This window comes from Microbacterium aurum, from assembly GCF_016907815.1.
Classification (GTDB): domain Bacteria; phylum Actinomycetota; class Actinomycetes; order Actinomycetales; family Microbacteriaceae; genus Microbacterium; species Microbacterium aurum.
In genome coordinates this window covers 2,197,703-2,218,278 of the sequence record NZ_JAFBCQ010000001.1, presented here as the reverse complement: position 1 = coordinate 2,218,278, position 20,576 = coordinate 2,197,703, and the positions used below count along the sequence as shown (strand labels likewise).

Here is a 20,576-nt window from a genome sequence, read left to right as displayed (position 1 = left end):
ACTTACTCGGCGTCGGTCTGCTCGGCCTCGGCGCCAGCCTCGACCTCGGCAGCCTCGTCGGCGGCGGGAGCAGGCTCTTCAGCCTTCTTCTCGGCCTTCGGCTTGATGACGGACTTCTTGGCGGAGTCCAGCTGGAACTCCTCTTTCGCCCCGGCGGTGCGCACGGTCGAGACCGCGTTCGCGTCGCCCTTGAACTTGCCCCAGTCGCCGGTCAGCTTCAGCAGCGCCGCGACCTGCTCGGTCGGCTGCGCGCCGACGGACAGCCAGTACTGCGCCCGCTCGGAGTCGACCTCGATGAACGACGGCTCCTCGGTGGGGTGGTACTTGCCGATCTCCTCGATGACACGACCATCGCGCTTGGTGCGCGAGTCGGCGACGACGATGCGGTAGTAGGGCGCGCGGATCTTGCCGAGGCGCTTGAGACGGATCTTGACAGCCACAATTCTCCTGAGTGGTGTTGTGAGGTGATGAACGACGCCTGGGCTGTGGGGTGCACACCCGGCGGAAGCTCTGCGGTGGGCCTTCTCGCCGGATAGAGGGTCGAGCGAGCGGTCCAGCGACCTATTTTGCCAGATCATGACGGATGCCGCGAACCACCGCGCGACGACGTGTCAGACTGACCCCATGTCGGTGCCCTTCGCGACCTCCGCCCGCTCCACCGTCGGGCTCGAGTGGGAACTCATGCTGGTCGACCCCGACACCGGGGATCTCGTGTCTCGCGCACCCGAACTCGTGCCGGAGCTCGAGGAGCGCACGGAGCTGGAGCGCTACACCGTCACCGGTGAGCTGCTGACGAACACAGTGGAGGTCACGAGCGGCATCGGTGACACGGTCGCCGCCGCGGTCGACGACATCGCGGACGCGATCGCGGAGGTCCGCCGCCTCACGACCCCGCGCGGCATCGACCTGATGTGCGCCGGGAGCCACCCGTTCGCGCAGTGGTACGACCAGCAGGTCACCGACAAGACCCGTTACAACAAGCTCATCGAGCGCACCCAATGGTGGGGGCGCAACATGATGATCTGGGGCATCCACGTGCACGTCGGGGTCGAAGACGTCAATAAGGTCCTTCCGATCATCGGGGCGCTGTCGATCTACCTGCCGCACCTGCAAGCGCTGTCCGCATCGAGCCCCTTCTGGGCCGGGGAGCGCACCGGCTACGCCTCGAACCGTTCGCTGGTGTTCCAGCAGCTACCGACCGCCGGCCTGCCATGGCCGCTGGCCGACTGGGCGCAGTTCGAGCACTACCTCGACGACATGGTCGGCACCGGTGTCATACAGGATGCGACCGAGGTGCGCTGGGACATTCGCCCGGCGCCGCGCTGGGGCACGATCGAGGTTCGGGCCTGCGACGGCATGTCGACGCTGCCGGAGCTCGCCGCCGTCGCGGCGCTCGTGCAGACGCTCGTGGAGCACTTCTCCCGTCGGCTGGACGAGGGCGAGACTCTGCCGAGCCTGCAGCCTTGGTTCGTCCGGGAGAACAAGTGGCGCGCCGCACGTTACGGGCTGGGGGCGCGGGTCATCGTCGACCCCTCGGGGACGCAGCGTCTCGTCGCGGAGCATCTGCGCGAGACGATGGCCGACCTCGCCCTGATCGCCCAGGAACTGCACTGCGCCCGCGAGTTCGCCGGGCTGGAGACGATCCTCGACGAGGGCGCCAGCTACGCGCGGCAGCTTGTCGTCGCCGATGCCGCCGAGGGCGACCTGCGCGCCGTCGTCCAGCATCTGCTGCGCGAGTTCCGGCAGGGCCCGAGCTTGCGCGAGCACCTCGCGGAGCACGCCTGAGCGCTACGGCGCGCTACCGGTCCGGGCCATCCCCTCGGCATCCGCTTCGGGGACCCATTCCGATAATCCGTGCTCGGTCTTCTGCCAGTAGTGCGGCTTCGTGATGAGTTGCCACAGCGCCTTGTAGGACGCAATGGAGTGCAACAACCAGTAGATGGGGTTCAGCAGCGCCCACGCGACGAGCCGGAACGCCCCGCGCTTGTACGGTCCCATCATGTTCAGGTAGACCATCAGCGCGTTGCCGGCGACGAAGTTGAGAAGACAGAGCCACAGCACCAGCGGCGGAAATACCGCGCTCAACTCGGCGAGCGGAACCAGGAACGACGCGATGAGGATCACCGTGAACGGGATGACACCGAGGAAGGTGATGGGCGTTCCACCGATGAGCAGGGCGAACGCCCCGAATCGACGCCACCCGATGTTGCGCAGCAGGCGCACGGGGCGGCGGGCATGCACGAGGGCGGTCTGCATGTACCCCTTGATCCAGCGGCTGCGCTGACCGATGAAGATGCCGATCCGGGAGGTCGCCTCCTCCATCGTGGTGGAGTCGACGACGCCGACGCGGTATCCCAGGGCACTCGCGCGGATCCCGAGGTCGGCGTCCTCGGTCACGTTGTAGGGGTCCCAGCCGCCGAGCTCCCGCAGCGCCGCGGTGCGGAAGTGGTTGGACGTGCCGCCGAGCGGGATCGGGAGGTCGCGCACGTCGAGCCCGGGCAGCATGTAGTCGAACCAGTAGCTGTACTCGAGGGCGAACATGCGGGTGAGCACGTTCTCCCGCGCGTTGAAGTAATTGAGCGCCGCCTGCATGACGACGGTCTCGGGGGCGCTTCGGTGGAAGGCGACCACGGTCTTCTTGAGCTGGTCCGGCTCCGGCGCGTCCTCCGCGTCGTAGATGACCAGGAACTCCCCGCGAGCCACCTGCAGCCCGACGTTGCAGGCGCGCGGCTTGGTCTGCGGGGTCCCCTTCGGAATCGTGACGACGACGAAGTTGTCGGGCGGGTTCGACAGGGCGATCGCATCCCGGGTCTCGTCGTCCTCCTCCTCGACCAGGATGAGAACCTCGAGGCGCTCGGCGGGGTAGTCCAAGCGGCCGAGGTTCTCCACGAGCCTGCCCACGATGCGCGCCTCGCGGAACACGGGCACCAGCACGGTGTAGATCGGGAGCTCGTCGTCCTCCAGCGCCCTCAGATCGTCGGCGGCGATGCGCTCGGCGAGATCGAAGCGCGAGCCGAACAGCGCGATGCTGAACTTGAACACGGTCGAGGCGAGAAAGACGACGCTCGCGGCGCCGATCACGGTGATCAGCGTCTGCAGAGGCCAGAGGATCCCCGCTGCGACGAGAAGGATCAGGACGACGGCCAAGCACACCTGCTGCGTGCGGGAGAGGACCGTCTTGGCCGACAGCTCCTGGTCGCGCTGCGCCAGCCCCTCCGACGCCTCAAAAGCGAAGTCCGCCCCGAACTGCGCCATGACAGCGCCGACGATCCGCGACTGCAGCATCGGCTCGACGGTTATCGGCGAGCCGATCAGCTTCTCGACCCGAGCCCGTTGGGAGCGCCCGAGCGGCTGCGCCGCCCCGACGACCACGACGTCGCCCTCGCGACGCAGGGGGAGCCACCCATTCCGGACGTATTCGTGACGGAGCTCGCGCTCGAGCAGTGCGGAGGCGACATCCGGTCCGGTCATAGCGCGCCTCCCGTGAGAGTGGACATCCAGGTGAGGATGGTGGGACGTCCGAATGCGCTCACCCAGCCGATGCACAGGAGCAGGAGAGCCGTCCCCCCAAGGATCCATGCGTGCGGGCGCGTACGCGGCCGTTGGATGAGGGCGATGGCGAAAAGCAGCGACATGACGAAGCTGTTGCCCGCGGTGCCCGGGGGCGCGTAGCCGAGGAGGTACGCGAGCGTGGTGCTGACGGTCAGGAGCACCCCGACAAGCCCGAGCCACAGGTATCCCAGCACGCCCGCGGCGAGAGCGATCACGACCGTGGGCGAGTAGTAGAGCGCACCGGCCGGGGTGGCCAGAGCGCTGAGCAGCGTGTCGGCGTTCGACTGACTCCACGCAGGGGCACCCCCGAGCATGGCGAACGGCCCCACGCGGAAGGCGACTCCGAGCGCCGCGAACGCCGCGTAGAACGCGACGGTGGGATAGGCGATCACGAGCGCATTGGCGAGGCGGGCACGTTGCCGGGATTGCACCAGGACCAGGCCGGCCGCCGCGACGACGAGCACGGCGAACGCCGCGGTCGTGTCCGAGAACGCAGCTAGTGCCAGCAGCAAGCCCGCACGGAATCCCGCTTGCGTGTTGGCGAACGTGGTGAAGCGCAGGAGTGCGATCATCGCGAACCCGAAGAATGTCAGGCTCAGCACGGCCTGGAAGTTCGTCGTGACGATGTAGAAGAACATCGGCGTCAGGCTGAGCGCCACGACGAGCGCCACCGCGAGCGGGCGAGGAACCGCCTTGCGCTCCAGCGACTGGACGATCAGCTGCACGAGGAATGCCCCGACGACACAGCCTGCGATCGACAGTCCGAACGCACCGCCGGGGATGACGGATGCAAGGATGCCGGTGATCAGCGGATGGAGCGCCTCGATGGGCTCGATGCCCGCCCCGAGTCGGAGATCGGCGATGCGCGCTGCCAGCTCCGCGTTGGCCGTCGCGGTCTGCTGTCCGTCGGAGGCGATCTCGAACCACACCGCGACAGCGGCGAAGATGAGGAAGAATCCGAATCGGAGCAACCATCGCTCCCTCCGGCGAGCGGGGAACTTCGGCAACACGCCCGACGCGCTCTCGATGTAGAGCGGCGTATCACGGTCGAAGAGTGTCGTCTGTGTCACCGCAATATACCCGCGCCCTCTCCCGTGGGCGCCGACACGGGCCCGACAGCGTTTCAATCAGACTAGTGGGTGCGCGCGCCGGCCCGACGTGCGCCCGGGGCGTGCGCTTCCACTGCGCTGCCCTCGGGGCGATGGGCGTCAGGCCTTGCCGAAGAGCTTCTGGATCTCCGCCAGATCGGCCTCGCTCGGCTGCGGCGCTCCGGCGCCGAGACCGAACCCCGACCCGGTCGGCGCGTTCTGCGTCGCCGCCGCGAGGCCGGCGTTCTCCGCCGCGCGCTTGGCAGGGTTGCCCGACCGTGAGCCGCCGCCCTTCTTCTGCTTGTTGCCGCGCTTCGCGGACGCCCCGGGCTTGCCGCCGAGCGATCCCATGCCCGGGATCGAGGGAACCCCGCCGCGCGCGACGGTCTTCATCATCTTCGCGGCCTGGTCGAACCGCTGCACCAGCTGGTTCACGTCCGTCACGGTCATCCCCGACCCGCGCGCGATGCGCAGCCGGCGCGAGCCGTTCAGCACCTTGGGGTTGCGGCGCTCCCCCGGCGTCATCGACCGGATGATCGCCTCGGTGCGGTCGATCTCGCGATCGTCGAAGTTCTCCAGCTGCTGCTTCATCTGGCCCATGCCCGGGAGCATCCCGAGCATCTTCTTCATGGAGCCCATCTTCTTCATCTGCTGCAGCTGCTCGAGGAAGTCCTCGAGCGTGAACTGCTCGGTCGCGAGCTTCTCGGCGACCTTGCGGGCCTCTTCCTCGTCGAAGGCCTGCTGGGCCTGCTCGATGAGCGTGAGGATGTCACCGAGGTCGAGGATGCGGCTCGCCATGCGGTCGGGGTGGAACGCCTCGAGGTCGTCGAGGCCCTCCCCCGTCGACGCGAAGATGATGGGTCGGCCCGTGACGGATGCCACCGACAGCGCCGCACCGCCGCGCGCGTCGCCGTCGAGCTTGGAGAGCACGACACCGGTGAAGTCGACGCCGTCCTGGAACGCCTTGGCGGTGTTCACGGCATCCTGACCGATCATCGCGTCGATGACGAACAGGACCTCGTCGGGGTCGGTGGCCTTGCGGATGTCGGAGGCCTGCTTCATGAGCTCGGCGTCGACGCCGAGGCGGCCGGCGGTGTCGATGATGACGACGTCGTGCTGCTTCTGCCGGGCGTAATCCACGCCGTCCTTGGCGACCTTCACGGGGTTGCCGACGCCGTTGCCCGGCTCGGGGGCGTAGATGGCGGCGCCGGCCTGCTGGGCGACGACCTGCAGCTGGTTGACGGCGTTGGGGCGCTGGAGGTCACAGGCGACGAGCAGCGGCGTGTGGCCGTCCTTCTCGAGCTGCTTGGCGAGCTTGCCCGCGAAGGTCGTCTTACCGGAACCCTGCAGGCCCGCGAGCATGATGACGGTCGGGGCGGTCTTCGCGAACTGCAGGCGACGCTGCTGGCCGCCGAGAATCGCGATGAGCTCCTCGTTGACGATCTGCACGACCTGCTGCGCGGGGTTCAGGGCCTTGTTGACCTCGTCGCCGAGCGCGCGCTCGCGCACCTTCGCCGTGAAGTCCTTGACGACCGGCAGTGCCACGTCGGCATCCAGCAGCGCGCGACGGATCTCGCGGACGGTGCCGTCGACGTCGGCGGGCGTGAGCTTGCCCTTGGTGCGGAGGTTGCGGAACGTCTCTGTCAGCCGGTCGCTGAGGGTGCCGAAAGTCGCCATGATGGCTCGATTCTACCGGCCGCGTCTTCCGCGCCCGGCGCGCAAGCTAACTGCAAGGTCGTTGCCGCGACACGCCGCAGGCGCGGGCGCAATCGCGGCGTGTCGCGCAGCATCCCTTGCAGTTGGTGTCGTGGACTCGCCTGCGCCCCGAGTCAGAGAGGGACGGATGCCGCGGCGAGGGCCTCGTCGAGAAGGCCGCCGAGGTCGCCGCGCGCGGTGCCGGCGGACGCCCACGCCCACACAGCGGCGAGAACGGCCGCGGCAGCCACCCCCGCCCGGACGTCTGCGATGAGCCGCGGTGCGCCGTCGCCGGCCAGCCGGTCCGACACGGCACGGGCGAGCCGACCGGTGCGCAGCGCCCGCTCGTCGTCGAGGTCGCCGGCGATGCCCATCGCGTCGGCGTTCGTGATCGCGAGCGCGAGCGCGTCGGGGGCGAAGCCGTCCACGAGCCTGTGCAGTGCTTCCCGCACCGGCGCGCCCGTGGTCAGTGCCGCCACCGCGGCATCCATCCGCTCATCGAACCCGCCCCAGAGGACGTCGGCCTTCGATCCGAAGTAGTTGAAGAAGCTCGACCGGCTCACGCCCGCGCGGCGGGTGATCTCCGCGACGGTCGTGTCCGCGTAGCCGCGCTCGAGAAACAACTCACAGGCCGCCTCGGCGATCGTGTCGCGCGATGTCGCCCGGGGCCGTCCGCGCGCGTCGGCGCCGGCGCTCATCGCAACGGTCCCGACATCCACAAGACGTCGCCGTCGACATCGCCGTCCGGACGGGTGCCCGCGACGATGACGTCGGCGCGGGTCCACGGGCGCTGCGCATCCTGATACGCGAGCTCGGCGGCCATCCAGTCGTGCCAGAAGGCGATGGATGCCGCCTCGTCGCCGTTCCCTCCGTGTGCGATATCGCGGGCGATGCCGCGGCGCTCGGCCTCGGCGACGTCGGACTGCACCCAGACGACGGCATCGACGACGTCGGCGAGCTCGCGGCACGCAGCACCCACGCCCTCGAGCACGACGAAGGTCGTGGCCGCCGGCACGTCGATCGCACCGGCGCGCTCGTGGGCATCCCACGCGGGCGGGCGATAGTGCACCTCGCGCCCCGCCGCGAGCGGCGCGACCAGCCCTTCGAGCACGAGCGAACTCCACGCGAACATGGGGGCGTTCCACGCGAAGTCATCCGTGCCGATGTGCACGGCGCCGGGCAGGTGATCGACGAGACGCGCCGCCAGGGTCGACTTGCCGCCGCCACTGCGCCCGTCGACCGCGATGATCCGGGTCCGCTCCGCCAGCCCCGGCCGTTCGGCGACCGAGGTGAGGTGCGCGGTCAACTGGCTGACCGGAGTGCGCTGCCACGCGCCGACCGCGGGCTCCCCCGGCGCGGGCCTCAGTTCGACGCGGAGCGGGTCGAGGTGCATGCGCTCACCCTAACGCGAGCGCTCGCGGCGCCGCCGTGACGTATTGTTGGTCTGCGTCCAACAAACGCGATGGCAGACCAGTCAGGAGAGACGATGCTCGACATCCGCACGGTGGGGCTCGCGCCCGACCTCGTCCCCTACACCGAGGGCTGGGCCCTGCAACGCGAGATCCACGCCGACGTCGTCGCCGGGACGCGTCCGGACACCCTGCTGCTCGTCGAGCACGAGCCGGTGTTCACTGCCGGCGCCCGTACGGCTCGGCACGAACGGCCGACGGATGGAACGCCGGTCGTGGACGTCGACCGCGGCGGCAAGATCACGTGGCACGGTCCGGGTCAGCTCGTCGGGTACCCGATCGTGCGGCTGCACGAGCCCGTCGACGTCGTCGCGCACGTGCGGCGACTCGAAGGGATCCTCATCGACGTGCTCGCGGGCCTCGGCGTCGACGGCTATCGCGTCGTAGGGCGCAGCGGTGTCTGGGTGCGCCGGCCCCTGTCCGAGGACAAGATCGCCGCGATCGGCGTGCGCGTGCAGCGGGGCGTCACGATGCACGGCTTCGCGCTCAACTGCGACAACTCCCTGCTGCCGTTCTCGCAGATCGTCCCGTGCGGAATCTCGGATGCCGGGGTCACGACCCTCTCCGAAATGCTCGGTCGCGACATCCGCCCCGTCGACGTGGTGGATGCCGTGAGCGCCGCCTTCCAGGCATCCTTCGCCGCCCCCGTGTCCGGATCCGAGGTCGCGGCATGAGCGGCTGCGGTGTGACTCCGACCGGCGAGGCGGGTCCCGCGAACGCACCGGAGGGGCGCAAGCTACTGCGTCTCGAGGTGCGCAACGCGCAGACCCCCATCGAGCGCAAGCCGGAGTGGATCAAGACCAAGGCCAAGATGGGGCCGGAGTACCAGGCGCTGCAGGCGCTCGTGAAGGGCGAGGAGCTGCACACGGTCTGCCAGGAGGCCGGGTGTCCCAACATCTACGAGTGCTGGGAGGACCGCGAGGCGACGTTCCTCATCGGCGGCTCGCAGTGCACGCGCCGCTGCGACTTCTGCCAGATCGACACCGGCAAGCCCGCCGCCTACGACACCGACGAGCCGCGTCGCGTCGCGGACAGCGTCCGCCGGATGCAGCTGCGCTACGCGACTGTCACGTGCGTCGCACGCGACGACCTGCCCGACGGCGGGGCGTGGCTCAACGCCGAGACGATCCGTCAGATCCACGCCGTCAACCCGGGAACGGGCGTCGAGCTGCTCGCCACCGACTTCAACGGCGAGCCGGCGCTGCTCAGCGAGGTGTTCGATGCGCGGCCCGAGGTCTTCGCCCACAACGTCGAGACGGTCCCGCGTATCTTCAAGCGCATCCGACCCGCGTTCCGGTACGAGCGCTCCCTCGACGTGCTGACGCAGGCGCGGAACGCCGGGCTCATCACGAAGTCGAATCTCATCCTCGGCATGGGCGAAGAGCCCGAGGAAGTGGTCCAGGCGCTGCACGACCTCTACGACGCCGGCACCGACATCGTGACGATCACGCAGTACCTGCGTCCGACGCCACGCCACCTGCCGGTCGCACGCTGGGTGAAGCCGCAGGAGTTCGTCGAGTTCAAGGAGGAGGCCGAACGGATCGGCTTCCTCGGGGTCCTCGCCGGCCCCCTCGTGCGCTCGTCCTATCGCGCGGGGCGCCTCTGGGCGCAGTCGATGGCGGCGAAGGGGCGCGCATTGCCCGCGGACCTCGCGCACCTGGCAGACGCCGACCTGGGGTTCGCCCAGGCCGTCTGAGTCAGTCGGCGCTCGTCACCGACTGCACGTCGCCGTCGCTCGTGAGGTTCACGAGGAGAACCTCGTCGGTGGCGTCGGGATCGAGCGCATACTCCAGCACCGCGAACGGGTCGGAGCCGCCGTGCTCGTCGGCGAGGATCGTCATGCTCACCAGCTGCAGCGAGCGGATGATGTCGATGTGGACGTCGCCGGAGATGTCCACCAGCACATCGTCGAGGTCTTCCCCGAGGCTCTCCTGCTGCTGCAGCAGGTACTCTGTGACCTCACTCGTGCGGTCGTCGAGCTCGGCGACCATGGCGTTCCGCGACGCGAGGTCGATCTGCTCGAGCGAGGAGATCATCGCGGCGGCGACGTCGAGGGCGGCCTGGGACACGTCGTCCTGGTCGGGAGCGGTGAGGTCGACCGTCACCCGCTGATCGGCGAAGTCGACCACCTCCGACCAGAAGATCGATCCGTCGGGTCCCGATTCCAGCAGTCCGAAGTAGTCGTGCTCGATCGCCATGGCCCTATGCAACCACCCTCCGGCGCCTCAGTCCACCAGCGCCGCGGCGAAGACGTGCGGCGTGAAGCCGGTGAGGTCGCCGATGCCCTCACCCTGGCCGAGAAGCTTGACCGGGATGCCGGTGCGCTCCTGCACGGCGAGCACGAACCCGCCCCGGGCCGACCCGTCGAGCTTCGTCAGGACGAGCCCGGTCACTCCGGCATGCTCGAGGAAGGCCTCGGCCTGCATGACGCCGTTCTGACCCGTCGTCGCATCGAGCACGAGCAGCACCTCGCTGATCGGCGCCTGCTTCTCGATGACGCGGCGGATCTTCGTCAGCTCGTCCATGAGCCCGTTCTTGGTGTGCAGTCGTCCCGCCGTGTCGACGAGGACGATCTCGGTGCCGTGCTGCTTTGCGTAGTCGATGGTCTGATAGGCGACGGATGCCGGGTCCTGACCCTCGTGCTGCGGCCGCACGATCGTCGCTCCCCCGCGCTCGGCCCATGTCGCGAGCTGGTCGACGGCGGCGGCGCGGAAGGTGTCGGCCGCCCCGACCACGACGGAGCGACCGTAGCGCTGCAGGAACTTCGCGAACTTGCCGATCGTCGTCGTCTTGCCGACGCCGTTCACCCCGACCACCAGCACGACGGCCGGACGCTCGGTGAGTCGCAGCGTGGTGTCGAACTTGGCGAAGTGCTCCTCGAGGGTCTCCTTCAGCATCCGCTGCAGGTCACGCGGATCGGTCGTGCGGAAGCGCTCGACCTTTTCCCGCAACTCCTCCACGATCCGCTCGGTGATGTCGGGGCCGAAATCCGCCGTGAGGAGCGCCGTCTCGAGGTCCTCCCACGTGTTCTCGTCGATCGTGGGCTTGACGAACATGCCGCGCAGCGCGCGACCGAGTGACCAGGAGCTCTCCGCCATGCCTCCAGCCTATGGGGCGGTGCAGTCCGTTCGGCGCGCGTCGGTGGGTCCGCGACCTCAGTCGAAGAGCGGGTGCACGAAGAGGGAGAAGCCGCGCTCGCTGACCTCGTCGTACACCACCGTCGGGTCGACCTCGCCGGGCAGTCGATGGTGAGCGTCAGGCCCGATGACATCGCACCGAACCCCCGCGCCACCACCAGGTACACCGCACCGTCGCTCCCCGACCCGGGCACCGCACGTGCCGACGCCGTGCCGCCGCCGCCGCCGAGAGTGGGTAGCGCAACGGTCTGCGCGTGCGGGGTGACGTCGGCCTCCGCGGCGCCGAAGACGTTCGCGAGGACCTGATCGGACAGCGACTGGTCACCCTTGGACGTGTCGAATCCCGTGAGCGAGCCCTGCCAGAACTTCAACCCGCACTGCGAGGCCTCGTGCCGGTAGGTCCAGCTGCCGTTGCCGTCGTCCGGGGCGGTGAGCGTGTACCCGTCATCGGCCATCATCCCGTCGCTCCATTCGGCGAGCCACGTGGAATCCAGCCGAGGATCAGGATCGAAGTCCAGGTCGGTGACCGGCTCGGACGTCGGCGTCGACGCCTCGGGGGACGGCTGTGTGGACGTGTCAGTTGTTGCCGGCGTCGACGTGTGCACGGTCACGAACGGGGACGCGCACGCCGCCAGAGCCAGCGCCGGCAGGAGCAGAAGAATGCCAAGCCGAGGATTTCTCATGCGCGCAGCGTATCGAGACTCGTTCAACCGCCGTTCGAACCACTCACAGGTACGCTTCGAACCGCGCCGCAGACCCTCTTCCACGTCCGCACCCCGCTCGTCGACGGCACGGCCGCGCTGCTGCCACTGAGCGACCTCGCCACCGTTGACCCGGTCGCGCATGCGGTCGCGATCGCGAAGTACGACGACACCCCGGAGCGACGTCGCCTCCGAAACACCCGCATCCCTCTCGTTGACCCGCTCTGGACCGAGGTCGTGTTTCTGAGCCCGGTCCACCCGCACGCGATCTGGCGCGCGTGGCGGGAGATCACCGGACGCGAACGCGCGACGTGGGAGTTCTGGGCGATCAAGGCGAACGTGTTGCCGTCCGGTTCCGTCTGGCTGGATCGGACGCTCACGCAGACGGGCGAGAGCATCGATCCGCGCGAGGTGAGCCCGTTCGACCGGGCGAGGTATCAGACGATGACCGCTACGACGTCGGCGAACCGCGCCTGGCTCGAGCAGCTCGCCGCGTCCGGGCACAGCGGCGCCTGGTTCCAGGGCATCCCGCACGTGCTCGACCCCACAGCGGTTCCGCTCGCGGCAGCAGAAGTCGTCGACTGGCGCGACGCGCCCTGACCACCGACTCGCCGTCCTGCATCCGCGATCTCGAGGCGGCGGATGCCGGGATGCGCTGCGCGGGTACCCTCGATCCGTGCCGCGTCATCTCGCAGAGGTCTTCATCCACAGTGACCGACGCACGATTCGCGACGCGTGGCCGCGCGTGACCGCTGGCCCCGAGTCTGTGTCGTTCGCCTTCTCGTGGAGCGAGTCGATCCAGGACCAGGCCGTGCGGTTGAGACACTCGCTGCGCGGGCCGACGGTGTTGTTCGCCGATTCGATCGGGGCAGTGCCTGCCATGATCGCGGCAGACGGCTGCCCGGCCCTCCTGGCCATGGTCCTCGTCGAACCGCTGCCGCGAGGTTCGCACAGGGCAACGTTCCGTGGGGCCACGGCATCCGCACCGATGTGCTGTCGGGCATCCCGGCGCTCGTGATCACCGGCCGCTGGAACGCCGAGTATGAACGGATTGCCGCCTCCCTCGCGGAGGCGGGCGTCGATCACCGCGTGATCCCCACGCGAGACCATCGCCCGCAGGACGACCCCGCATTCGCCGGGCTCGTGCAGCGCTTTCTGCGAAGCCTCCAGTAGGCCACGTCCACGACGCGGCACCCATCGCATCACCGAGACAGGAGATGTCACGGTGACAGGACGTGTGATCGCCGCCACGTCCTGTGTCGGTGACTTCTCCTGTGTCCGTGACGTCGAAGGGGGTGAATGCCGGGAAACTGCGGCCGCTCAGACGGCTTCGCGCTCGCGCACGCGCTGCCCGACGACGGCCGAGACGCCGTCCTGCCGCATCGAGACGCCGTAGAGCGCGTCGGCGATCTCCATGGTGCGCTTCTGATGAGTGATGACGATGAGCTGGCTCGACGCACGCAGCTGCTCGAACACCCCGAGCAGTCGCCCAAGGTTCGCATCGTCGAGCGCGGCCTCGACCTCGTCGAGGATGTAGAACGGGCTCGGCCGCGCCTTGAAGATCGCCGTCAGGAGCGCGACCGCGGCGAGCGACCGCTCACCGCCGGACAGCAGTGACAGGCGCTCGATCTTCTTGCCCACCGGACGCACCGACACCTCGATGCCCGTCGTGAGCGGGTTGTCGGGATCGGTCAGCGAGATGCTGCCCGACCCTCCCGGGAAGAGGATCGGGAACACCTCGCCGAACGCCGTCTTGGTGTCTTCGAACGCCGCGAGGAAGATCGTCTGCATCCGCTCATCGAGGTCGGCGATGATCGTCTGCAAGTCGGTGCGGGTCTGGACCAGGTCGGCGAGCTGCTCGGTGAGGAACGCGTGACGCTGCTCCAGCGCCGCGTACTCCTCGAGCGCGAGCGGATTGACGCGGCCGAGCTGCCCGAGCTTGCGCTCAGCCTCCTGCAGCCGCCGCCGCTGAGCCGCACGATCGAACGGCGTCGGCTCCCCATCGCCATCGTCAGCGAGGACCGGCTGATCAGGTCCATATTCCGAAACAAGAATATTCTCGTCGAGGCTGAGCTCAGACGCGACGCGTTCGAGCAGGCTCGTCACGTGCAGACGCTTCTCGTGCATCTGCAGCTCGAGCCCGTGGACGCTTTCGGTGAGCCGGCTCAGCCGCTCGCGGACGGCGGCATCCTCCGCGCGCAGCGCGGTGAGCTCGCTCGTCAGCGCGCTGCGAGCCTGCTCGGCCAGCTGGAGCTCGACACGCGCCTGCGTGACCGAACGGTCGACCGAGTCGAGCACCGGCGGCAGCGTCTCGGCGACCTCGGCGGCCAGCTCCCGCTGCGCACGGCGGATGACCGCGCGCCGGGCGGCTTCCTCGGCCGCGACGCGTTCGCGCTCGCGCTGGCGGACGAGCTGGTCCACGCGTGCCTCGCCGGCGCGGACCCGCTCTTTGAGGGTCTCGACCTCGAGTCGCGCGCGCATCTCACGGTCACGGGCCGTCTCCAACGCCTCGAGCAGGCCGTCCCGCGCCGACGCGTCGAGGATGGGGCGCGGGGCCTGCTGTGCCGTCTGCAGGGCGTCGTCCGCGGCACGCGCGGTCTTCTCGGCGTCGGCGACCGCCGCCTGCGCCTGGGCGAGACCAGCCTCGAGGCGCTCGCACTCCGCGACGGCAGCCTCGTGCCGCACGGTCGCGCGGTTGACCTGCTCGGTGTGCGCGGCGAGGGCGGCATCGTGCTCGCGGAGGCTCTGCAGTGCGTCCTTCGTGTGGCGCCGTGCCGACTCCCACGCCGCCTGCGCCTCGGCCAGCGCCTCCCGCAGCGAATCGGCGACGACGCGGATCTCGGCCAGCCGCTCCTCGGCGCCGTCCCGCTCCGCCGCGAGCTCCAGGCGAGATCGGCCGCCGCCGGAACCTGCACGCACGGTGAAGGGCGTGACGACCTCGCCCGCTCGGGTCACGATGGTCACCGGCGCCCCCGCCGTCGCCGTCGTGAGCGTGCGTGCGGCGTCGTGTGCGGCCGCGAGGTCGTCGACGATCGCGACGTAGGCGAGCAGACCCCGCACGCCCTCCGGCCCGGTCACGACATCGGCCGCCGGCGTCGCCCCTTCGACGCCGGTGAGATCCGGTGCGGGGGCCGACGCCGACGCCAGCAGGATGTCCACGCGGCCGAGGTCGTCCTCGCGCGCCGTGCGCGCCACGTCGAGGGCGGCGGCGATGTCGTCGACGAGCACGCCCTCCGACAGCGCGCCGAGTGCGGCGGCGACGGCGGCCTCGAACCCCGGCTTCACCTTCACGGCGTCACCGACCAGCCCTCGGATGCCACGGCCACCGCGCTCGATGAGGGCAGCGGCCGCGTTGCGCACATCGAGGGCGCGGCTCAGCGCCGCGGACTGCGCGGTGAGCGACTCGACCTCGCGTTCGGCCGCGTGCAGGCGTTCCCGCAGCGCCGACACCTGGACCTCGGCGTCGGCGGCGTCACGCTGGGCACGTTCGTACGCCGCCGCGTGCTCCGCAGAGGATCCCTCCGGGACGAGGTCGGGATCGACGCCGGCGAGCACCTCCTCGGCCTCGGCGCGTCGCTGCTGGGCCGCCTCGAGGGCGCGCTGCTGGCGCTCCACCGCCGCGCGCACCGCGTCCAGGCGGGATCCCGCGGCATCGGCGGCGCCGCGCAACTTCGTCAGCCGCATATCGTGCTCGGAGACGAGCGCGCTCTGCGCCGCGATGTCGGCGTCGAGGGCGTCGAGCTCGGCGCGCGCCCGGATGACGTCGCGGCCGGCGGTGGCGGCGGCATCCTGCGCACCGCCGAGACCCGCGGCGATCTCGTCGACTTCGGCGCGCGCCTCGTCGATCGCGCCCTGGCTGACGGTCGTCACCTCGATCGCGAGCTGTCCGTCGTCCTCCAGCAGCGCGAGCCGCTGCCCCGCCAACGAGTAGAGCCCGCGCAGTCGCTCCTGCACACGCTCCAGCGCGAAGGCGGTGCTCCGGGCGGCGTCGACGGCCTCAGAACGCTGCTGAGCCTCCAGCGCGTCGATGCGCAGCTTCAGCTGCTCGGCCTGGTCCTGCAGCACCAGACGCTCGGCGTGTCGCTCCTGCTCGTTGCGCGCATGGTCGGCCAGCTGTGCCCGAAGCCCCACGAGGTCGTCGGCGAACAGCCGGGCCTTGGCGTCACGCACGACAGCCGCGATCGTGGCGGCCTCCCGCGCGATCTCCGCCTGCTTGCCGAGCGGCTTCAACTGTCGACGCAACTCCCCCGCGAGGTCGCTGAGCCGCGTGAGGTTCGCCTCCATCGCCTCGAGCTTGCGGAGCGTCTTCTCCTTGCGGCGACGGTGCTTGAGAATGCCGGCGGCCTCCTCGATGAAGCCGCGGCGGTCCTCGGGGCTCGCCTGCAGCACGCTGTCCAGGCGCCCTTGACCCACGATGACGTGCATCTCGCGGCCGAGGCCGGAGTCGCTCAGCAGCTCCTGCACGTCCAGCAAGCGGCAGCTGTCGCCGTTGATCGCGTACTCGCTGGTGCCGTTGCGGAACAGCGTCCGGCTGATCGTGACCTCGGAGTACTCGATCGGCAACGCACCGTCGGCGTTGTCGATCGTGAGCTGCACCTCGGCACGGCCGAGCGGGCCGCGCGTGGACGTCCCGGCGAAGATGACGTCCTCCATCTTGCCGCCGCGCAGCGTCTTGGCGCCCTGCTCGCCCATCACCCAGGCGAGGGCGTCGACGACGTTCGATTTGCCCGACCCGTTGGGTCCGACGATGCAGGTCACGCCGGGTTCGAGCGCGAAGGTCGTCGGCTGGGCGAACGACTTGAAGCCCTTGAGCGTCAGGCTCTTCAAATGCATTCGGGCGTCCTCCGCGGGCAGGGTGTGCGGACCACGCTAGCGGAACCGATCCGCAATCCCGTCTTGACGCGGCGCATGCGGAGGGTCTAACGTGACAGATCGCGTCTGAAGTCGAGAGGAGGTCCCAGAAATGATGATGCACATTGACACCGCCGGAGCGTTCGCTCCCGTCGTTGCGTTCACCGGGACCGGCTCCTTCGGCGCATTCCGCCGCACGGCCGGCTGACCGTCGCACGGGAGAACTCCGCCCGGGTACGGACCTGAGCGTCCCGCACGCCCTTCTCGCGCCTTCGTCGCCTCCGCGACCACGCGCCGCTGCCGCAGCCCGGCACCGCCTTCGGAGCGCTCGCTCCCTCACGAAAGAACCGCACATCATGCATCCCTTCACCGCGTCATCGCTCGACGCCACCTCATATGAGAACCGCCGCCTCCGGCTCGCTCAGCGCGATCGGCTGCAGCGGGAGCACGACTGGCAGCGTCTCCTGCAGATCCGCCCGTTCCTGTGACGCCGCTCCCCTTCGGCCGGGGCGTCATCACGACGCCCCGGCCGAAGAGCCGGCAGACGATCCCCGACACCGACACCGACACCACCCAGGACATCCCATGAGCCACATCCCCGGGGTCGAGTTCCGACCCCTCACCATCCCGGCATCCGTCGACGACACCGATGCCGCCGACTTCCGCGAGTTCACCCGCGTACGCAACCTCGTGTACCGCGAGATGTCCGGCAACGATGACGACGCCAAGACGCCGGCAGAACTGCTGCCGCACTACCAGAGCGATGTCGACGAGATCCGCCACGCGTGGGCGGTCGTCGCCGACGGCGTTTTCATCGGCCGCGCCGGCGTCGACATCCCGCTGGAGGAGGGCTCGCGCACCGCCTACTGGCTGATCGAATTGCTCGCGAGCCACCACGGGCGGGGCATCGGCTCCGCCGCGTACGAGCTCATCGAGCAGACGGCGCGGACGCACGGCCGGACCGTGCTGCAGTCGTGGGCCGAGCACCGCGATGCCCCGGGTCCGCGCCTGGAGGCGCCGACCGGCTTCGGCTCGATCCCGACGGACCACGCCGCCCGCTTCTTCCTACGGCACGGATACACGCTCGAGCAGATCAACCGGCAGAGCGCGCTCGATCTCACCACCGCGGACGACACGGTGGCGGCGCTGTTCGCCGAGGCGATGCGCGCGGCGCAGGGCTACCGCATCGTGCAGTGGCTCCTCCCGACGCCTCCCGAGTACGTCGACGGCTACGCGTGGATGAAGTCACGCATGTCGACCGACGCCCCCAACGCCGATCTCGAGGTCGACGAGGAAGTGTGGGATGCCGACCGGGTCGCCCGTCATGATGCGAAGTACATCGCCGCAGGCCAGACGGTTCTCGTGACCGCCGCTGTGCACGAAGCCACGGGCGGGCTCGTCGCTTTCAACGAGCTGGTGCGCGGCGGCGACCCCGACGCGGCCAGCCACCAGGAGGACACCCTCGTCCTGCGCGAGCACCGTGGCCACAGGCTGGGACAGCTCGTCAAGTGCGCGGGCCTGACCCGGTGGCGCGCGACCGAGGCCCCAGCCTCGCCGAAGGTGATCACCTACAACGCGGAGGAGAACCGTCCGATGCTCGACATCAACGAGGCGATCGGCTTCGTCCCCGTCGTGTACGAGGGCGCGTGGAAGAAGGTGCTGTCGTGAGGTGAACGGTCACCGGCGCCGCTGACAGCGCGGGCAGAAGTGACTCGAGCGGTTGGTGAACGACACGCGGACGACCGGCGTGCCGCAGCGAGGGCACGGCTGCGACGTCCGCCCGTATGCGTTTAACGAGTGCGCGAAGTAGCCGGCCTGACCATTGACATTCACGTACTGCGCGTCGAAGCTCGTGCCGCCCTCGGCCAGCGCCTTCTGCAGCACCGCGCGCACATCGGCGAGCAGGCGCCCCGCCGCCCGCGCCGACAGCGCGGCGGCGGGCGTCTCGGGGTGGATGCGCGCCGCCCAGAGGGCCTCGTCGGCGTAGATGTTGCCGATTCCGCTGAGCACCGTCTGATCCAGCAGCACGCGTTTGATCGCGGAGCGCTTCGCGCGGACCGCAGCGATCACGGCGCGGTCGTCGACGGCGGGGTCCAGCGCGTCGCGGGCGATGTGCGCCACTTGCGACGGGGTGGCCGCGGCATCCGTCCCCCATCCGCCCGCGGCGCCGTCGGGGGTCGGGACCAGGGTGTCGACGGCGAGTGATCCGAACGTGCGCTGGTCGCTGAAGACGACGTCGATCTCGCCGTGCGACGGATGCTGGATGTGCAGGCGCACGCGCTCGTGACGCTCGTCGGGGGCGCCTGGGGCCCGCAGCAGCAGCTGGCCGCTCATGCCGAGGTGGGCCACGACGGCCTCCCGCGGTCCTCGGGCGCCGGCCTCCGCCGATGCGGACAGTGGCAGCCACAGGAACTTGCCCCGCCGCGCCGCCGCCGTGATGGTGCGACCGGTGAGGGCGCGTTCGAACGACGCGGAATCTCCGGAGTGGCGGGTCAGTGCCCGCGGGTCGCGAGCATCGACCGCGACGATGCGCGCGCCGACGACGGCCGGCTCCAGTCCCGCCCTGACGACCTCGACCTCGGGGAGTTCAGGCACGGTCGCTCAGCGCGTGCCAGACGGCGAGGGCCGCGGCCATCTCCGCCTGCTTCTTGCTCGACCCGGTACCGCTGCGGGCGACATCGCCGACAGCGACGGTCGCGGTGAAGACGCGGTGGTGGTCGGGGCCTTCGGCCTCCACGACGTACGCCGGCGGGGCGAGATCGAGCCGCGCCGCGAGCTCCTGCAGGCTGGTCTTCGGGTCCATGGCCGCGCCGTATCGCTCGGGGTCGGCCATGAGCGGCTGCACGAGCCGAAGCACGAGGCCGGTTGCGGCATCAGGACCCGCCGACAGGTAGGCGGCACCGATGACGGCTTCCATGGTGTCGGCGAGGATCGAGTCCTTGTCGCGGCCGCCCGTCTGATTCTCGCCGCGGCCCAGGCGCAGATGCGCGCCGAGCCCGATGCTGCGGGCGACTTCGGCCAGCGCGACGGTGGAGACGACACTCGCGCGTCGCTTGGCCAGCGCGCCCTCATCGAGTTCGGGGTGGGTCGTGAACAGGTGGACCGTCACGGCCTGGCCGAGGATCGAGTCGCCGAGGAACTCCAGCCGCTCGTTGTGCGGCGTCCCGCCCTTCTCATACGCGAAGGAGCGGTGCGTGAGCGCCAGCGACAGAAGCTCGGGGTCGATGTCGACCCCGAGCTTGTCGGTGAGCACCGCGTGCTCCGTCACAGCATCCGTCATCGGGAAGCTGCCGCGATCAGATGTCGGCGACCTTGCGGCCCTTGTACTCGAGGAACAGCTCGGTGCCCTGCGAGTCGGTGACGACCTTCGCCTGGTGCGGGCGGCTGTAGACGACCTTGCCGTTCTCGACGGTCTTGACGAGGGCGGGCGCCTCGGCCTTCCACTGCGCGCGACGCGAACGGGTGTTGGAGCGGGAGACCTTCCGCTTCGGGGGGTTACCTGCCATGGCTAGCTCTTCTCTGTATCTGAGGCGAGGCGGCGCGCGGCCACATCGTCCTGGTCTGGGGTGAGGGCCTTCAGCGCGGCCCAGCGCTCGTCGATCGGGGTTTCCGGCACGGTTCCTGCGGCCAGCTTCTCGCCCGTGACCGGATCAAGGCCGGGGCAGTCCGGCTGGCACACCGGCTGGAACGGAAGCGACAGGACGATCGAATCCCTGACCGGAGTTTCAAGATCCACGTGGTCGTCTTGAACCTCGAAGTCGGTCGCTTCCGTCCCAGGATACCCGAAGAGCTCCTGAAACTCGACTTCGACAGGCCGGTCGATGTCCTCGAGACAGCGCCCGCACACCCCGCGGTACGTCGTGTCCACCTCTGTCGTGACGAGGATGCCCTCGTGCACGGACTCGAGTCGCACCCGCAGCTGCACAGGTTCGCCCTGTGCCACGTACACGAGCCCCTCGCCCCACTTCGCCGGGGCGGGCACCTCGACGTCGAACTCCCGCATCTCTCCGGCGCGGTGCGCGATGTCACGCACCGGGAAGACGAACGGACCGCTCACATGCTTTCTGACCACCCAGCAATGCT

At 69.7% G+C, this 20,576-nt stretch carries 20 protein-coding genes; 7 read left to right on the top strand and 13 right to left on the bottom strand.

Annotated elements, in window-relative coordinates:
- Nucleotides 1–2 precede the first annotated feature (2 nt).
- Nucleotides 3–440: a 30S ribosomal protein S16 gene (gene rpsP / locus JOD60_RS10945; RefSeq protein WP_076690644.1), complete on the bottom strand. Its 438-nt coding sequence runs from the start codon at nt 438–440 to the stop codon at nt 3–5.
- Between the two features lie 184 nt (nt 441–624).
- Here rpsP and JOD60_RS10940 point away from each other — a divergent pair, with 184 nt between their 5' ends.
- Entirely contained in the window at nt 625–1,785 is a 1,161-nt protein-coding gene (locus JOD60_RS10940) for a glutamate--cysteine ligase (RefSeq protein ID WP_076690643.1), read from the top strand.
- A gap of 3 nt (nt 1,786–1,788) precedes the next feature.
- Here JOD60_RS10940 and JOD60_RS10935 read toward each other — a convergent pair whose 3' ends face one another.
- The 5 genes from JOD60_RS10935 to JOD60_RS10915 form a co-directional block, all read right to left on the bottom strand.
- Nucleotides 1,789–3,471 carry a glycosyltransferase gene (locus JOD60_RS10935; protein ID WP_076690642.1) on the bottom strand — a complete coding sequence of 561 codons (1,683 nt, stop codon included), beginning with the start codon at nt 3,469–3,471 and terminating at the stop codon, nt 1,789–1,791.
- Nucleotides 3,468–4,523: a hypothetical protein gene (locus JOD60_RS10930; RefSeq protein ID WP_157127940.1), complete on the bottom strand. Its 1,056-nt coding sequence runs from the start codon at nt 4,521–4,523 to the stop codon at nt 3,468–3,470. Before JOD60_RS10930 ends, JOD60_RS10935 begins: the two co-directional genes overlap by 4 nt.
- A 237-nt stretch (nt 4,524–4,760) precedes the next feature.
- Nucleotides 4,761–6,317 (bottom strand): signal recognition particle protein, encoded by a 1,557-nt coding sequence (ffh, locus tag JOD60_RS10925; protein WP_076690640.1) that lies wholly within the window; start codon nt 6,315–6,317, stop codon nt 4,761–4,763.
- A 152-nt stretch (nt 6,318–6,469) separates the two neighbouring features.
- Nucleotides 6,470–7,033 (bottom strand): TetR/AcrR family transcriptional regulator, encoded by a 564-nt coding sequence (locus tag JOD60_RS10920; protein WP_076690639.1) that lies wholly within the window; start codon nt 7,031–7,033, stop codon nt 6,470–6,472.
- Nucleotides 7,030–7,728 carry a uridine kinase family protein gene (locus JOD60_RS10915; RefSeq protein ID WP_076690638.1) on the bottom strand — a complete coding sequence of 233 codons (699 nt, stop codon included), beginning with the start codon at nt 7,726–7,728 and terminating at the stop codon, nt 7,030–7,032. Before JOD60_RS10915 ends, JOD60_RS10920 begins: the two co-directional genes overlap by 4 nt.
- A 93-nt stretch (nt 7,729–7,821) precedes the next feature.
- On the opposite strand from JOD60_RS10915, the gene lipB reads away from it, so the two are divergent.
- Together lipB and lipA are read left to right on the top strand one after the other, a co-directional pair.
- Nucleotides 7,822–8,478 carry a lipoyl(octanoyl) transferase LipB gene (gene lipB, locus JOD60_RS10910; RefSeq protein ID WP_076690637.1) on the top strand — a complete coding sequence of 219 codons (657 nt, stop codon included), beginning with the start codon at nt 7,822–7,824 and terminating at the stop codon, nt 8,476–8,478.
- The gene (gene lipA, locus JOD60_RS10905) at nt 8,475–9,500 is read left to right on the top strand and encodes a lipoyl synthase (RefSeq protein WP_076690636.1); all 1,026 of its coding nucleotides are present in this window, start codon (nt 8,475–8,477) and stop codon (nt 9,498–9,500) included. The genes lipB and lipA overlap by 4 nt, the downstream gene beginning before the upstream one ends.
- 1 nt (nt 9,501) lies before the next feature.
- Here the strand turns inward: lipA and JOD60_RS10900 are convergent, their stop codons facing one another.
- Together JOD60_RS10900 and ftsY are read right to left on the bottom strand one after the other, a co-directional pair.
- Nucleotides 9,502–10,002 carry a DUF2004 domain-containing protein gene (locus JOD60_RS10900; protein WP_076690635.1) on the bottom strand — a complete coding sequence of 167 codons (501 nt, stop codon included), beginning with the start codon at nt 10,000–10,002 and terminating at the stop codon, nt 9,502–9,504.
- A 27-nt stretch (nt 10,003–10,029) separates the two neighbouring features.
- Nucleotides 10,030–10,902: a signal recognition particle-docking protein FtsY gene (gene ftsY, locus JOD60_RS10895; protein ID WP_076690634.1), complete on the bottom strand. Its 873-nt coding sequence runs from the start codon at nt 10,900–10,902 to the stop codon at nt 10,030–10,032.
- Nucleotides 10,903–11,540: 638 nt separating this feature from the next.
- Here ftsY and JOD60_RS10890 point away from each other — a divergent pair.
- Nucleotides 11,541–12,242, top strand: a complete 702-nt coding sequence (locus tag JOD60_RS10890) for a hypothetical protein (protein ID WP_232321600.1) — start codon at nt 11,541–11,543, stop codon at nt 12,240–12,242.
- Nucleotides 12,243–12,632: 390 nt separating this feature from the next.
- Nucleotides 12,633–12,815, top strand: coding sequence for a hypothetical protein (locus tag JOD60_RS10885; protein WP_076690631.1), 183 nt, complete (start codon nt 12,633–12,635; stop codon nt 12,813–12,815).
- Between the two features lie 147 nt (nt 12,816–12,962).
- Here the strand turns inward: JOD60_RS10885 and smc are convergent, their stop codons facing one another.
- Complete coding sequence (gene smc, locus JOD60_RS10880; protein ID WP_076690630.1) at nt 12,963–16,475, bottom strand: chromosome segregation protein SMC; 3,513 nt, start codon at nt 16,473–16,475, stop codon at nt 12,963–12,965.
- A 374-nt stretch (nt 16,476–16,849) separates the two neighbouring features.
- Between smc and JOD60_RS17045 the strand changes: the two genes are divergently transcribed.
- Complete coding sequence (locus JOD60_RS17045; RefSeq protein ID WP_269746929.1) at nt 16,850–16,981, top strand: hypothetical protein; 132 nt, start codon at nt 16,850–16,852, stop codon at nt 16,979–16,981.
- A 97-nt stretch (nt 16,982–17,078) separates the two neighbouring features.
- Nucleotides 17,079–18,161 carry a GNAT family N-acetyltransferase gene (locus JOD60_RS10875; RefSeq protein ID WP_076690629.1) on the top strand — a complete coding sequence of 361 codons (1,083 nt, stop codon included), beginning with the start codon at nt 17,079–17,081 and terminating at the stop codon, nt 18,159–18,161.
- A 9-nt stretch (nt 18,162–18,170) separates the two neighbouring features.
- Here JOD60_RS10875 and mutM read toward each other — a convergent pair whose 3' ends face one another.
- From mutM to JOD60_RS10855, 4 genes are read right to left on the bottom strand one after another with little or no spacing between them, the layout of a single operon-like run.
- Nucleotides 18,171–19,088 (bottom strand): bifunctional DNA-formamidopyrimidine glycosylase/DNA-(apurinic or apyrimidinic site) lyase, encoded by a 918-nt coding sequence (gene mutM, locus JOD60_RS10870; protein WP_076690628.1) that lies wholly within the window; start codon nt 19,086–19,088, stop codon nt 18,171–18,173.
- Nucleotides 19,081–19,773, bottom strand: a complete 693-nt coding sequence (rnc, locus tag JOD60_RS10865; protein WP_076690627.1) for a ribonuclease III — start codon at nt 19,771–19,773, stop codon at nt 19,081–19,083. The genes mutM and rnc overlap by 8 nt, the downstream gene beginning before the upstream one ends.
- Before the next feature lie 16 nt (nt 19,774–19,789).
- Nucleotides 19,790–19,999 carry a 50S ribosomal protein L32 gene (rpmF, locus tag JOD60_RS10860; protein WP_040165203.1) on the bottom strand — a complete coding sequence of 70 codons (210 nt, stop codon included), beginning with the start codon at nt 19,997–19,999 and terminating at the stop codon, nt 19,790–19,792.
- Nucleotides 20,000–20,001: 2 nt separating this feature from the next.
- Entirely contained in the window at nt 20,002–20,550 is a 549-nt protein-coding gene (locus tag JOD60_RS10855) for a YceD family protein (protein ID WP_076690626.1), read from the bottom strand.
- Nucleotides 20,551–20,576 lie beyond the last annotated feature (26 nt).